Raw genomic sequence first — 14,313 nt, forward strand, 5'->3', positions numbered from 1 at the left:
TCAAGGTCAGTCGCGACCTGAAGATAATCGCAAGGACAGTGCTTACAGTGGGGAAGGTTTATCGCGGTCGTTACATCATACATGTGGACGCGCCATGACCGCGACAGGTTGCCGCTCTGGAGACCACGCCCGAACTATCAGACCAGCCGTCGGCGACACGGGATTCGGGGCTCCTGCGTGCTGTTCCGGGGGTGGTGAATTCGAAGATACTGGGCGGTGATTTAGACTACGTCCTTGATATGGCGTGATCTTTCGCAGTTTCATGATGTTCCCCCTCCAATTGGCCCTCTTTATGGGGCTCCGACGAAAATCATCGTGTTATATCTGCATGTTAATAAAAAGTTGGACGTTCAGCAAATTTTTTGTTTGACTTCATCTGCGGCGAATTTCAGTATCTAATCATCAGGTTTGATTGCAGCAGGGAGTGGGGCGTGAAGACCCGAGTAACCGAGCTATTGAAAACGAAATACCCGATCATTCAAGGCGGAATGCAATGGGTTGGTCGTGCCGAACTTGCATCAGCTGTATCGAATGCGGGCGGCCTTGGAATCTTGACAGCACTGACGCAACCTAGTCCCAAAGCGCTAAGCGAAGAGATCGCTCGCTGCCGGCAGATGACCGATAAACCATTTGGCGTCAATCTCACGATACTCCCCACGACAGCGCCTCCACCTTATGAAGAGTATCTTGATGCGGCGCTACAGTCGGGTGTGAAGGTGATAGAGACGGCGGGACGCAGTCCAAAAGAGTTCATCGAGAAAGTAAAGGCGGCTGGTGCGGTTGTCGTTCACAAATGTACGGCTGTACGTCATGCGCTGTCAGCGGAACGGGCTGGTGTCGACGCCATTTCCATCGATGGATTTGAAGCGGCGGGGCATCCGGGTGAGGATGATGTTGGCGGTTTGGTCCTTTTTGCCGCTGCAGCGGCGCAGGTCAAAATTCCATTGATCGCCTCGGGCGGTATCGGCACTGGCGAAGGCATGGCGGCAGCTTTTATGCTCGGTGCCGAGGGCGTGAACATGGGGACGCGCTTTTGTGCCACCAAAGAAGCTCCCATTCATGAGAACATCAAACAGGCGCTGGTCAATGCCGGTGAGCGCGACACCAATTTGATCTTTCGAACGTTCAGAAACACCGGGCGTGTTTTGAAAAATGCAATCTCCGATGAAGTCGTCGCTATCGAAGGTCGACCGGGCGGTGCGGAGTTTACAGATGTTCGACCGCTGGTTTCCGGAGAGCGAGGTCGCCACGCGCTGACAATTGGCGAACTGGATAGCGGTCTGGTCTGGGCAAGTCAGACGCTTGGGTTGATCAAGGATATTCCGAGCTGTCAGGAGCTTATCGAGCGTATGGTCAGTGATTGCCGCCTTGCCATGACAAGGGGGTTACGCGCATTTTCCAACTGACTTTTGTCAGCGGAATGCCGAATAAGGTGCTTTGGAGGAAGTGCCTTTGCCGGTTGTTGCATGCAAAAAAACGCGGCTAGTGGGTCGCATAGGGAGGAGGAACAATGAAAAAGACATTCATATTGGGCGCAGTGCTTGCCATGGCAGCCGGTTCGGCTGTGGCTGAAGAAAAGGTCAGTTATGCGTCCTACGGCGGCGCCTATCAGGAAGGCGTGCGAAAGGCCATTCTTGACCACTTGCCCCAAGACCATGGCATGACCGTTGTCGATTATGTACTGGCTGGCGGTATCCGCGATATCCGTACCAAGGTGCGTGCAAATGCGGTTGATATCGATGTGGCCGAACTCTATGGTGGTCTGTGTGATCTGGCCGGTAAAGAAGAGCTTCTGGTTCCGCTCGATTATTCAAAAATTCCCAATGCGGCTGGAATCCCGGAACACCTGCGCTCAAAATATTGGGTAGGATTCACCGCCTATACGTCGGTCCTTGCCTATAACAAAAACGTTTATGGTGACAAGGGGCCACAAAACTGGGCCGACTTCTTCGATACGGAAAAATTCCCCGGCAGCCGCGCTATCTCGGGGAATTCGCCAGCGACAAATATGGAAATTGCCCTGATGGCCGATGGCGTGGCCAAGGACAAGATTTATCCCATTGATATGGAGAGGGCGATGGCCAAATGGTCTACGCTGAAACCGAATATCAGTGTTCAATGGGCCACGGGCGCGCAGGCGACCCAGCTCGCAACGTCCGAAGAGGTCGATATGTTATCGATCTGGGCAGCCCGCATAGATGCTGCCATCAAGGAAGGCGCACCTTATACCTATAAGCTTGACGACGCGGTGATGGATGTGGAATGCCTGGTCATTCCCAAAAATTCACCCAATCCGGAAGGTGCAATGCGCCTGGTCAACCATCTGCTCGACCCGAAATATCAGGCGAACCTGCCAAATTATATCGCCTATGGCCCGATGAACCAGGATGCCTTCAAACAAGGGCTTGTACCCGCCGACAAGGCGGCGAGCATTGTCACGAGCACTGAGAATCTCAAGAAGCAGCTCATCACCAACATGCCGTACTGGGCCGAAAATCACGAAAAGGCGCAGACCATGTGGGACAAGGCTATGATGCAATAGCTGGTTCTGGAAGGTTGGAGGCTTCGGCCTCCAACCCGGAATCTTCTTCATGGAGCCCAAGATTACAGTCTGTAGCTGACAATGCTGCGGTGTCCTGTTGTGCGCTGATGGAAAGCAGAGATGAAACACTCCTCGACGACGGCTTTGCCGGTTACGATCCAAGCACTGTCCAAACATTACGGCACGGTCCGGGCGGTTGACGACGTATCGCTGGCGATTAAAGCCGGTGAATTTCTCACATTGCTCGGCCCTTCCGGGTCAGGAAAAACAAGCCTTCTGATGATGATTGCGGGCTTTTCCCGTCCGACGGATGGTTCGATCAAGATTGGTACACAGGAAATCGTGCATCTTCCGCCCCATAAGCGCAATATCGGCATGGTTTTTCAGAACTATGCCCTGTTCCCGCATATGTCGGTATTCGAGAATGTCGCTTATCCGCTGCGTTTGCGTAAGATCGGTCGAGCCGAAATCGAGGAACGGGTCAAGAAAGTACTCGATCTGGTGCAACTGGGTGGCTATGGCGAGCGTAAGATCACCGAACTGTCTGGGGGACAACGCCAGCGTATAGCGCTGGCGCGCGCCATCGTGTTCGAACCGCGCATTCTGCTGATGGATGAACCCTTGTCCGCGCTCGACAAGCAACTGCGGGAAACGATGCAGATCGAAATCCGCAAACTGCATGACCGGCTGGACATGACGACCATTTCCGTCACGCATGATCAGCGTGAAGCGCTCACAATGTCGGACCGGATTGCCGTATTTTCGAAGGGCAAACTGGCCCAGATCGCGTCGCCGACCGATCTTTATGAACACCCGGAAAGCCGTTTTGTTGCGGAATTCATTGGTGAAACCAGTTTTCTGCCGCTCCGGCGCACTAACGCTGGTGTCAGCTATGGCGACCAGGGCGTTAATTTGTCGGATGATGTGGGCGAACTGCACGACAACATGTTGCTGAGCATGCGCCCCGAGCGTCTGCGTTTTGCCACAGACGAAGCGGCGGCGCGCGCTTCGGGAGCGAACCTGTTTTCCGGTCAGGTCGTCACGGCCATCTACCAGGGTGAATGCCTGCTTTTCGAGGTCATGCTGGATGGTGGCCATAAGGTATTCACACGCATTGCCAACCGCTCGGAAAATCTGCGGGCAGTGCCAAAGGTTGGTGAACGCGTGGCGCTGCGTCTGGAACGGGCGGACGCGCGGCTTGTGCGCGCGGAGGCTTGATGATGACAAAAGCTGTTGTCTCATTTCCTGTTGCAGCCCCCAGACCAGTGACGCAAGCCGAACTGAATGAAAACCGCCGTGCGCTGAACCGCGAAAAAAAATACGAAAGCTGGTCGATGGTGCGCCTCACCATCCCTGCACTCGCTATTGTTGGCATCTTGATGGTGGCGCCGCTTTTGTGGTTGCTGTCGATGTCTTTTGTCGACATCAATGGAGAACATGGTCTCGGAAATTTCCGATTGTTCTTTTCGGAACCTGTCTACATCGAGATGTTTCTCAATACGTTCAAGATCGCGCTCATCGTCACCGTTATCTGCCTGCTGCTCGGCTATCCGGTTGCCTATCTGATGTCGATCCTGTCCCCCAAATGGGCGGGGCTACTGATGTTGGCAGTGCTGGTGCCCTTCTGGACCTCCGGGCTGGTGCGCACCTTTTCATGGCTTATCATTTTGCAGCGCAACGGCGTGGTCAATAAGACATTGCAAGGCCTTGGCTTGATCAACCAGCCGCTGGCATTGGTCAACAACACCACCGGCGTTGTCATCGGTATGGTGCATATCATGATCCCGTTTCTGGTGCTGCCGCTTTATGCATCGATGAAGGCCATCGACGCCAATCTGATGCGTGCTGCCGCCAATGTGGGGTCGTCGCCAACGCACGCGTTCCTGCGCATCTTCCTTCCGCTTTCAATGCCCGGATTGGTCGCTGGCGCCATAATGGTGTTCGTCATGTGCCTCGGCTTTTACATCACGCCCGCACTGCTCGGCGGTGGCAAGGTAAAGATGATTGCGCAGCGCATTGAGGAGATGATCTCGCTTTACCCGACATGGGGTCCTGCGGCTGCCCTTGCGGTGTTGCTGCTGGCAATGACGGCTCTTTGCTTGTGGATCAGTCTGGTGTTGGTGCGCCGGCTGTCGTCGGATCGATAGGTGGTATGATGGAAGCTCACGTTTCTCACCGTGCACGTCTCTGGCTCTACATTCTCGTCGGACTGGTGCTGTTTTTTCTGATCGTTCCGACCCTGATCGTCATTCCGGTTTCGTTCAGTTCAACGACATCACTGGTTTTCCCGCCAGCAGGCTGGTCCACACGCTGGTATGCTTCATTTTTCGGTCAGGAAAAGTGGATCAGCTCGCTCTGGGTGTCGCTGCGGGTCGCATTTGGGACCATGATCGTTGCGACTGTCACCGGCGTGGCGGCATCCTACGCTCTTAATCAGGGACGCATCGCCGTTCAGGGTCTTTTGAAGACGGTGCTGGTTGCGCCGCTGGCAGTGCCCTCGATCCTGATCGCTGTCGGCATTTTCTTTGTCTATGCAAAGATCGGAATGCTGTTGAACACCATTTGGGGCATGATCCTCGGCCATTCCGTGGTTGCGATGCCGTTTGTGATCCTGACCATGCTGGCCGGTTTCAGCAGTTATGACTCATCGCAGGAAATGGTGGCACGCAGTCTCGGTGCCAATCGGCTGAAAGCCTTTCTGACTGTGACTTTGCCTCAGCTCAAGCTCTCGGTCGCAACCTCGATGCTGTTGTCATTCCTGATCTCTTTCGACGAATTGATTATCTCGCTGATGGTGGCATCGGGGCCCATGTCGACATTGCCGCGCGTTACCTTCTCCACGCTGCGCGATGATCTCGATCCTACATTGGCGGCGGTTTCAACACTCATGCTGATTGTCACATCGCTACCACCGCTTCTGCTGCACATTTACAGCCAGCGGGCAGCAAAGAACGGTGGTTGATATGATTGCAGAACTTAACCGAGAAATGGATGGCTTTGTCCACCTTGAGAGACACGGATCCGTACTTGAGATCCGTATGGTCAAGCCAAAGGTCAATGCGATCTGCCGCAGTCTAAGCCGCAATCTGGAGAAGGCAGCGCTCTATTTGCAAGGTGATCCCGACCTGCGTGTCGGTATTGTGTCCAGCGGGTCAGAGCGTGCCTTTTCAGCTGGCTATGATTTCAAGGAAGGAACGGATCAGAACAGTGGTGCAAGCACCGAAGGCGCAAAAGAGGGCGGTTTCGGCGGTATAACGACGCTGTGGTCACTCAGAAAACCGCTGATCGCCGCTATTAACGCCCCGGCCATTGGCGGTGGTCTCGAAATATCGTTGGCTTGCGACATTCTGTTGATGGCGGATGACGCCTTCATCCAGTTGCCCGAGCTTGAGCGGGGACTGCTGCCCGATGGCGGGGGGCTGCAACGTCTGCCACGCCGTATTCCCTATTATGTGGCAACCGGGATGATCTGGACCGGCGACCCCATGAGCGCGCAGGATGCGCAGCGTTGGGGTTTGGTTTATCGCACCGCGTCACGAGAAAATCTTATGCCGATGGCATTGGAAATAGCCCGGAAAATTGCGGAATCTGCACCGCTGGCACAACAAGCGTTGAAAGAAGCGTTGCGTGCCGTGGATGGCATGTCAGACCGCGACGCCATGAAATTGCGAGCTGGCGATAATCCGGAGCTGTCCACCTTTGCCGCCATGTTGTCCTCGGAGGATATGATCGAAGGCCAAAAAGCCTTCCTCGAAAAACGACCGCCGCGCTGGCGCGGACGCTGAACCAATAACTGAATGACAATTGAGACTGCCCAACCCTTGTGGCTGGGCAGAAAGGGAGAGCTATGTACAAATTTCTGGAAATTGAACGTCATGACGCGGTGGGCGTTATTGCGCTCAACCGGCCGGAGGCGCGCAATGCGCTCGGTATGGGGATCACCATAGAACTGCGCAAGGCACTAAAGGAGGCGGCGGCTGATCAAACGCTCCGCACCCTTATTCTGGCCGGACGCGGTGGCGCCTTTTCAGCCGGTGCAGACGTGAAGGAATGGGCGGCGGGCAGAACGGATTGGCCGGACATGAACTGGGTCGAGGAGTCGCTGCGACTGGTTCAGCAAGTCCATGAAATGCCCAAGCCCGTTATCGCCATGATCGACGGTGCAGCCGTTGGTGCCGGTCTTGATATGGCTTTGGCGTGCGATTTTCGCTACGCATCGGAAAAGGCCAAGTTCATCTGTTCCTATACCAATGTCGGCTACAACCCGGACTGCGGCGGAACCTGGTTGATGCCGCGCGTGATCGGTCTCGAGGCGGCAAAGCGTTTTGCTTATACAGGTGAATTATGGACCGCCCAGATTGCACTTCAAAATCGGCTCGTCAGCCACGTCAGCAGCTCTGACAATCTGTGGCAGGACACGCTGGCCTTCGCCCGGCAACTGGCGAGCGGGCCGACTGTCGCCATCGCGCAGACCAAGAAATTGCTGAACAGCGCTCATACGCGCAGCCTATCCGATCAGCAACTGGAAGAAGTAGCGGCGGGCAAGGTCTGCGCACAGACCCAAGATCATAAAGAAGGCCTGGCTGCTGCCAATGAGCGCCGCGCACCGAATTTCATCGGCGCGTAAAGGGGGAACACCATGGATTTTGCATTAAGTTTTGAACAACAGGCGCTCATCGATTCACTGGAAGAGTTCTGCAAGCGCGAACTTTATCCGCACGAGAATCTCGTTGAGGAACTTCGCTACGTTCCTGAGGAAATCAAACAGGAAATTCAGCAAAAATCGATCCAGGCGGGCTTCGCCGGGATGAATCTGCCGGAAGAATGGGGTGGCCCGGGTCTCGACAAGCAGACCAAGATGCAGGCTGAACGCGTGCTTGGTAAATCGAGCGCCGCGCTCACCATGTGCATGAACCGTGGCGTTACCGGCATCCTCTTCAAATGCAAGGGCGACCAAATTGAAAAATATCTGAAGCCAGCTATCCGAGGCGAACGTAAGGATGCCTTCGCGCTCACGGAACCCGGTGCGGGGTCTGACGCACGCGGCATTACGACCAAGGCCGTGCGCGATGGGGATCACTGGGTTATCAACGGGGTGAAACAGTTTATCTCTCACGCCGATATCGCAGATTTCATCGTTCTCATTGCTGTTACCGGCGTGGATGAAACGCCACGCGGACCACGCAAGCGTTTTACGGCGTTTCTGCTCGACAAAACCCTGCCGGGACTGCGTGTAGAGCCGATGAAGTCGATCGTCACCCGTGGCTATAATCCGACGATGGTCTATCTCGAAGATGTTCGTGTTCATAGCGATGATATTCTGGGCGAAGAGGGCAAGGGCTTCGATACTGCCAATGAGTGGCTCTACGATGGTCGGGTTGCTTTGGCCGCCCATTGTGTCGGTCGTTCTGAACGCATCTTCGAAATGACCAAGGAGTGGGCCGGAACCCGCAAGGCGTTTGGCAAAACAATTGGTGAATTCCAGGGGGTCGGTTTCAAGGTTGCCAATATGGCGGTTGATATAAAGCTCGGTGATCTTATGGTGAAAGAAGCCGCGTGGAAAATTGAGAATCAGACGATGAACCGCACTGAAGCGTCAATGGTGAATTACTGGTGCTCGGAAATGGTGTTCCGGGTTGCGGACGATGCCGTGCAAATCTTTGGTGGCATGGGCGTTATGGAAGAATTCCCCATCCAGCGTTTCTGGCGAGATGCGCGTATCGAACGTATCTGGGAAGGTACGTCCGAGGTCCATCAGGATATTATCGCAAAGGATCTGTTGAGACCGTATCAATAATAAGTGTCGCCGTTAGTCATCGGCCTTCGAGAAGGTAAAGAATGCGGAAAGCTGTCAAAAAGAGGCAAACCAACGAAATCAGACGACAGGATCTGATCCTTGCGACGCTGAATTCAATAGTCAAACATGGCTATCTGAATTCGACGATCAACACGATCAGTAAAGAATCTGGTTTTTCACGTGGATTGATAAACCACTATTTTGACAGCAAGGAAGATCTGCTGACCGCAGCACATCGCTATTACCTTCAAAATGGGGACGATTATTACCGGCACCTTGTATCATCGGTGAAGACCGGGAATTTCGATACGCTATACTTTGTTGCCTGTGGGCCATTTTTCCACGGACGCGGATATCAACAGGTTCATATTCACTACAACAGTGCCGCCTGGATTGTTCCAGAGATCATGGCATTACATCGCGAACTATGGGGCAAATACCGCGCGTTTCTCGGACGTCGGCTTGCCAAGGTCGCGGCAGAAAAGAATATGGAAATTGATGTCCGCCTGGCGGCCATCGCTCTTACGCAACTGGCGGACGGGCTATGGCACGGCTGGGTCATGGAAGAGGCCTATTCGGCCGAGGATTGCTGTATCATCATCCGCAAATGGCTGTGCGATCTGTTTGGCGAAAATCCCGCCGATCATCCGCTGCTGCCCAATTTCGATGTGGAGAATTTCCCGACGTCTGCACCTCTTACCAGTCAAGCTGGAACGAGCGCTGCCGTGGAAGTTTGAGCCCCCTGGGCTGGCAGTGCCTTAAGTTAAGAGGCAGAGGAATATGCTACAGGTGAGTACGAGCGTGGAGGAGGGCCGTATCAGCCCTACGCTGCGAGAGAATTTTGCGCGTCTTCTTGCGCCCCGCGCCATGGCCTTCATTGGTGGTGGTCAGGTCGAGGCAACATTGAAAACCCTGCGTCAGCAGGATTATGCTGGCGATGTCTATGTGGTGAATCCCAAACGCAGCGAAATCGCCGGATATAAATGCATTCCGTCGATTGCCGATCTGCCTGTTTCGCCTGATGCGGTATTTCTGGCCGTCAATGCCGATGCGACCATCACCGCATTGCATGAACTGTCGGCCATGAAGGCGGGTGGTGTCGTTTGCTATGCTTCCGGCTTTTCCGAAATTGGCGCGGCGGGTTTTGAGCGAAATCTGGCTTTTGTCGAAGCTGCAGGCGACATGGCGGTGGTCGGCCCGAATTGTTATGGCCTCGTCAATTACGTCAATCATGGCTCGATCTGGCCAGCACTTTACCCGAAGTTGCAGAACAGTCGCGGCGCGGCGGTCATTTCCCAGAGTGGCAACGTCACCGGGCATCTGGTTTCCAACGGTCGTTCGGTGCCTTATTCCTATCTGATCAGCGCGGGCAACCAGGCCGTTCTCGGCTTTGAAGACTATATTGATTACCTCATCGATGACCCGAACGTGACCTGTCTGGGTCTGTTTATGGAAGGCATACGTGATGTGGCCGCGTTCTCGCAGGCCGCCTTGCGGGCGCGTGCAAAGCGTATTCCGGTCATCGTCTGCCGTTCCGGGCGTTCAGAACTTGGTGCGGTGATGGCCGCCAGCCATACGAGTTCGCTGGCCGGGCAAAATGAATATTATGAAGCATTGTTTGCCCGTCTCGGCGTAATCGAGACCGATACGGTCCCGCAATTCCTCGAAATGATGAAGCTTGCTTCGATTGCCGCACCGCTTGAAGGCGAGCGCATCACCGTGTTTTCCAGTTCCGGCGGCGATAATGGCCTGGCTGCGGATTATTGTTCCTTTGCTGGCTTGCAATTGCCACAGCCAAGTCAGCAACAGAAAGCTATCATCAAGCCGACATTGCCTGACTTTGGTCATGTGTCCAATCCGCTCGATTTCACCGCAGGCTATTGGGGCAGCGAAGAACTGCTGACACCCATGTTCACCACCATGCTGAACGGTGATTACGATGCGGCCATGCTGGTGATCGATTATCCGCCGGTCGGATCGCCCTACAAGGATAAATCCGCGCATCAGGCTATGGACCGGGCTCTGGCTGCAGCTGGCAAGATTGCGGGCAAGCCGGTATTTCATGCATCGGTGAATACGGAAAGCATACCGCCAGAAGATGCCGAAGCGCTGATCGCGCAAGGGATCGTGCCTCTGAATGGTCTGCATGATGCTGCGCAGGTTGTCGCGAAATGGGCGAATTATTGCAAAATGGTTGGGTGCGACCGGCGGCAGGGCGATGCTGCCCTGGAACCCAAAGTCCCGTTTGCAGTCCCCGCCTTGCCTTCAAACGGCGTGACAGTGAATGAAGCGGAATCCAAGCGGCGATTGAGCTCCTATGGGTTGAATGTGCCGAACGGCAACATTTTGACCATTGAGACGATCCGCGAACTGCCGGAAACCTTCGACGCCCCGATGGTTCTGAAGGTTCTGCATGATCAACTGCCGCATAAGACAGAAGTTGGCGGTGTTGCTCTCAACATTCGTAGCCGAAATGATGCCATCGCTGCAGCCGAGCGCATGGTCGCATCGGTCAAACAGCACGATGCTTCAATCGAGCTTACGACATTTCTGATGGAACCGATGCAAGCGGCCCCACTTGCTGAACTGATCGTCGGCGTCAAACGCGACCCGCTGTTTGGGCTGGTTCTCGTCATCGGTGCAGGCGGTATTCTGGTGGAGCTGTTGAAGGACGCCACACCATTGCTGTTACCGGTCAGTCGTGCAGACGTTGAAAATGCACTACGCGGGCTGAAAAGCTTTGCGCTTCTCGACGGTTTTCGTGGCAAGCCAAAGGTGCAACTGGAGCCGGTTATTGATGCTATCATGGCCATTGCCGCCTATGCTGGCGACCATAGGCACAATTTGCTCGAACTAGACGTCAATCCGTTGATGCTGGGAACCGACAGCGCCATCGCTGTGGACGCCCTCATCATAGAGCATCGTTAGAATGAAGCCACTGGCCGCCGTCGGCGTGTGGCGGCCATGTTCACTCAAGTCCGACTGGAAACATTATGAACAGACCGCATCTCACTGGAGCGGAAGCGCTCGTCCATAGTCTTGTTGCCGCCAAGGTAGATACCTGCTTTGCCAATCCCGGCACGAGTGAAATGCATTTTGTCGCGGCGCTTGATCGGATACCCGGTATCCGCTGTGTGCTGGGTCTGCAGGAGAATGTGGTGACCGGGATGGCCGACGGCTATTTCCGCGTCACGCAGCGCCCGGCGGTAACACTGCTGCATTGCGGTCCAGGTTATGCCAATGGCATTGCCAATATTCATAATGCGCGTCGTGCTGGCAGCGGCATGCTCAATATTGTCGGCGATCATGCAACAGATCATGTTGCGCATGACAGTCCGTTGACTGCCGATGTGGAAGCGCTCGTAGGGGGCAGTTCAGAATGGCACCGCTTCGGCACAAAACCGGCATCAATCGGTGCCGACGCCATGGCTGGTCTGAAAGAGGCCTCTTTTGGCTATGGCCAGATCGCGTCTCTGGTCTTGCCCGCAGACGTGTCATGGAGCGAAGGCGGCGTAACGGCGGAACTTGGGGGTATAGAAGGGCCATCTCCAATGGACCCGGCAGTCGTGACGCAAGTAGCCGAAGCTCTGAAATCTGGCCGCAAGGCGGTCATGATCCTTGGTAATCCGGCCGTCGTCGAAGAGTTGCATCCTTTACTCAAGGGCATTGCCGACCAAACCGGCGCTGAATTGATGGGAAGTTCAACCATTTCCAACATGCCGAAGGGAAAAGGGCGGCTGGTGCTGCCGGTCGTGCCTTATGTGGTAACGGAAGCGCTACATTGTCTTGATCCTTATGATCTGGTCGTGCTGGTCAATTGTCCGCCGCCAGTGGGCTTCTTCCGCTATCCCGGTCTGCCGAGCCTGCTGCATCGCGCCGATGCCGAGGTTCTGACTCTGACGACCGCTCATCAGGACGCGAAGGGCGCGTTGACTGCTTTGGCCACAGCGCTTGGGGCTCGTGAAAGCGACATCGCCATCCAGAATGGAGAGATCGAAGTGCCGGTGGATGGTCCGGTAACGCCGGATACTCTGGCCCAGATTGTAGCGCGTCAGATTCCGGAAAACAGCATCATCGTCAATGAGGCGCTGACCTCAGGAGGCGGTTTTGCTGCGGTCATGCCATTGGCTGCTCCGTGTGATTGGTTGACTGTGACAGGCGGTGCAATCGGGGGAGGACTGCCGCTCGCAACGGGCGCTGCCATCGGGGCGGAAGCGGTCGGCGACAAGGGACGACGGGTCATCGCTTTACAGGCTGACGGTTCCGCCGCCTATACGGTCCAGGCATTGTGGACGCAGGCCCGCGAAAACTTGCCCGTCACCACATTGCTGCTCGACAATCGCTCCTACGCCATTCTGCTCGGAGAATATGCCAAGGTTGGTGCCGAACCCGGCCCGACAGCGCTCGACATGATGAGCTTGGTCCGGCCGGAAATTGACTGGGTATCGATTGCACGGGGCTTTGGCGTCGAGGCGGTGACGGTGACCACCAATAGCGAGCTGGATTTAGCCTTGACCAAAGCTCTGGCCAAGGATGGGCCGGTGCTCATCGATGTACGGCTGGACTGAGATCACGTCATGCAGAATCTGATAGCAAAAGTCGCGGGTGCCGAGACAACCGGAATAAAGAAAGTCGGGATCATCGGAGCCGGCGCAATGGGGGCGGGTATTGCAGCGCAGTTTGCCGATGCCGGTATTGCCGTTGAACTGCTGGATATTGCCCGTGGCGTCAACCGTATCGAACCGGCGGAAACCGGGATTTCCCGCCAGCTTAAATTGGGCGGGTTTACGACGCCGGAGGCTGCAGCCCGAATACGCCCCGGCAATATTGACGATCATTTCGCCCGGTTACAGGATGCAGACTGGGTCATTGAGGCGGTGGTGGAAAAACTCGACATTAAACGCGAGTTGTTCCGGAAAATTGCACCCCATCTGAAACCGTCGGCAATTCTCTCTTCGAACACATCAACCATCCCGCGTCATGATCTGGTTGCTGATATGGAAAGCAGTCTTGCACGCCGCTTTGCCATCACGCATTTCTTCAATCCGCCACGACTGATGCCGCTTCTGGAAGTTGTTGTCGACGATCAGGCTGATCCTGACCTGCGCGATCAGTTGCATCAAGCGGCCAGATTATTGCTGGGCAAAACACCGATTGATTGCCATGACACGCCAGGCTTCATAGCCAACCGTATCGGCTGTTTCTGGATAGCGGTGTCGGTCACGGAAGCTTGTCGTTTTGGACTGGATATCGAAACTGCCGACGCTGTGCAGACGGTACTCGGAGTTCCAAATACCGGTGTTTTCGGGTTGCTCGATCTGATTGGCATTGACCTCGTGCCAACCATATGGGGCGGTTTGATGCAGGCGCTGCCGAAAGATGATGCCTTGCAGGACTATAATCTGCCGGGCAATCCGCTCATCATTGAATTGCTGGCAAAAGGGTCGTTTGGGCGCAAGGCGGGCGGCGGGTTCTACCGCAAGGCCGCCGATGGGCAGTTCGAAGTGCTCGATACTGACAAAATGCTTTATCGCGCCACTCGCCCGGTGCCGTTGCCTACGGAATTGCATGACCTGCTTAGCGAACAAGGTCCAATTGGGAACTATGCGCGTTCGGTGTTGCGCAAGCTGGTGCGCTACTGCGAGACACATCTGTCCGAGATTGCATCGGACGCTGGTGCAATCGATACCGCCATGCAGCTTGGCTATTCCTGGCGCGAGGGGCCCTTTGCACTCGCAGCCAGAGCCGCAGAAATCATCGATTTTTAATGTGATTTGCCCCAGTTCTTATCAACCAGACCATAACGCGATGTACGCATCGACGGGAGCCATCCAGTTGGCTGCGATTATGTCTGGCACCGATGCAATTGGGGCAGCAAAAATTCGAAGGAGTCAGGAATGAAAGTCCTTGTCGCAGTAAAACGGGTTGTCGATTACAACGTAAAGATCCGTGTGAAGGGAGACGGTTCGGGCGT

The 14,313-nt window shown here is 55.1% G+C and carries 12 protein-coding genes and 1 pseudogene; all 13 read left to right on the forward strand.

Annotated features, from left to right (window positions below; all coding sequences use genetic code 11):
- The first annotated feature begins 431 nt into the window (after positions 1–431).
- Complete coding sequence (locus tag FIC94_RS18345; RefSeq protein WP_140025936.1) at positions 432–1,406, forward strand: NAD(P)H-dependent flavin oxidoreductase; 975 nt, start codon at positions 432–434, stop codon at positions 1,404–1,406.
- Positions 1,407–1,510: 104 nt separating this feature from the next.
- Positions 1,511–2,542 carry an ABC transporter substrate-binding protein gene (locus FIC94_RS18350; protein ID WP_140025937.1) on the forward strand — a complete coding sequence of 344 codons (1,032 nt, stop codon included), beginning with the start codon at positions 1,511–1,513 and terminating at the stop codon, positions 2,540–2,542.
- 120 nt (positions 2,543–2,662) lie between these two features.
- Positions 2,663–3,760, forward strand: a complete 1,098-nt coding sequence (locus tag FIC94_RS18355; protein WP_006188548.1) for an ABC transporter ATP-binding protein — start codon at positions 2,663–2,665, stop codon at positions 3,758–3,760.
- The gene (locus FIC94_RS18360) at positions 3,760–4,689 is read left to right on the forward strand and encodes an ABC transporter permease (RefSeq protein WP_140025938.1); all 930 of its coding nucleotides are present in this window, start codon (positions 3,760–3,762) and stop codon (positions 4,687–4,689) included. The genes FIC94_RS18355 and FIC94_RS18360 overlap by 1 nt, the downstream gene beginning before the upstream one ends.
- Positions 4,690–4,694: 5 nt before the next feature.
- On the forward strand, positions 4,695–5,504 hold the full coding sequence (locus FIC94_RS18365) for an ABC transporter permease (RefSeq protein WP_235858923.1): 810 nt from the start codon (positions 4,695–4,697) through the stop codon (positions 5,502–5,504).
- Between the two features lies 1 nt (position 5,505).
- Entirely contained in the window at positions 5,506–6,327 is an 822-nt protein-coding gene (locus FIC94_RS18370; RefSeq protein WP_121537517.1) for an enoyl-CoA hydratase-related protein, read from the forward strand.
- Positions 6,328–6,389: 62 nt separating this feature from the next.
- Positions 6,390–7,169, forward strand: coding sequence for an enoyl-CoA hydratase/isomerase family protein (locus tag FIC94_RS18375; protein ID WP_094513508.1), 780 nt, complete (start codon positions 6,390–6,392; stop codon positions 7,167–7,169).
- A 12-nt stretch (positions 7,170–7,181) separates the two neighbouring features.
- A complete protein-coding gene (locus tag FIC94_RS18380; protein WP_006188555.1) occupies positions 7,182–8,339 on the forward strand; it encodes an acyl-CoA dehydrogenase family protein in 1,158 nt (385 codons plus the stop codon).
- Positions 8,340–8,380: 41 nt separating this feature from the next.
- Positions 8,381–9,076 (forward strand): TetR/AcrR family transcriptional regulator, encoded by a 696-nt coding sequence (locus FIC94_RS18385; protein ID WP_140025939.1) that lies wholly within the window; start codon positions 8,381–8,383, stop codon positions 9,074–9,076.
- 43 nt (positions 9,077–9,119) lie between these two features.
- Entirely contained in the window at positions 9,120–11,267 is a 2,148-nt protein-coding gene (locus tag FIC94_RS18390) for an acetate--CoA ligase family protein (protein WP_140025940.1), read from the forward strand.
- 65 nt (positions 11,268–11,332) lie between these two features.
- The gene (locus FIC94_RS18395) at positions 11,333–12,907 is read left to right on the forward strand and encodes an acetolactate synthase large subunit (protein WP_140025941.1); all 1,575 of its coding nucleotides are present in this window, start codon (positions 11,333–11,335) and stop codon (positions 12,905–12,907) included.
- Between the two features lie 9 nt (positions 12,908–12,916).
- Entirely contained in the window at positions 12,917–14,107 is a 1,191-nt protein-coding gene (locus FIC94_RS18400; protein WP_140025942.1) for a 3-hydroxyacyl-CoA dehydrogenase family protein, read from the forward strand.
- Between the two features lie 129 nt (positions 14,108–14,236).
- Positions 14,237–14,313, forward strand: a pseudogene (locus tag FIC94_RS18405) (electron transfer flavoprotein subunit beta/FixA family protein); the annotation flags it as partial.

It is taken from the genome of Ochrobactrum teleogrylli, from assembly GCF_006376685.1.
Classification (GTDB): Bacteria; Pseudomonadota; Alphaproteobacteria; order Rhizobiales; family Rhizobiaceae; genus Brucella; species Brucella teleogrylli.

Bases quoted from the DNA above. Each gene is read 5' to 3' on its own strand.
- FIC94_RS18350 (WP_140025937.1), top strand. From the start codon at position 1,511: ATGAAAAAGACATTCATATTGGGCGCAGTGCTTGCCATGGCAGCCGGT.
- FIC94_RS18355 (WP_006188548.1), top strand. From the start codon at position 2,663: ATGAAACACTCCTCGACGACGGCTTTGCCGGTTACGATCCAAGCACTG.
- FIC94_RS18360 (WP_140025938.1), top strand. From the start codon at position 3,760: ATGATGACAAAAGCTGTTGTCTCATTTCCTGTTGCAGCCCCCAGACCA.
- FIC94_RS18365 (WP_235858923.1), top strand. From the start codon at position 4,695: ATGATGGAAGCTCACGTTTCTCACCGTGCACGTCTCTGGCTCTACATT.
- FIC94_RS18370 (WP_121537517.1), top strand. From the start codon at position 5,506: ATGATTGCAGAACTTAACCGAGAAATGGATGGCTTTGTCCACCTTGAG.
- FIC94_RS18375 (WP_094513508.1), top strand. From the start codon at position 6,390: ATGTACAAATTTCTGGAAATTGAACGTCATGACGCGGTGGGCGTTATT.
- FIC94_RS18380 (WP_006188555.1), top strand. From the start codon at position 7,182: ATGGATTTTGCATTAAGTTTTGAACAACAGGCGCTCATCGATTCACTG.
- FIC94_RS18385 (WP_140025939.1), top strand. From the start codon at position 8,381: ATGCGGAAAGCTGTCAAAAAGAGGCAAACCAACGAAATCAGACGACAG.
- FIC94_RS18390 (WP_140025940.1), top strand. From the start codon at position 9,120: ATGCTACAGGTGAGTACGAGCGTGGAGGAGGGCCGTATCAGCCCTACG.
- FIC94_RS18395 (WP_140025941.1), top strand. From the start codon at position 11,333: ATGAACAGACCGCATCTCACTGGAGCGGAAGCGCTCGTCCATAGTCTT.
- FIC94_RS18400 (WP_140025942.1), top strand. From the start codon at position 12,917: ATGCAGAATCTGATAGCAAAAGTCGCGGGTGCCGAGACAACCGGAATA.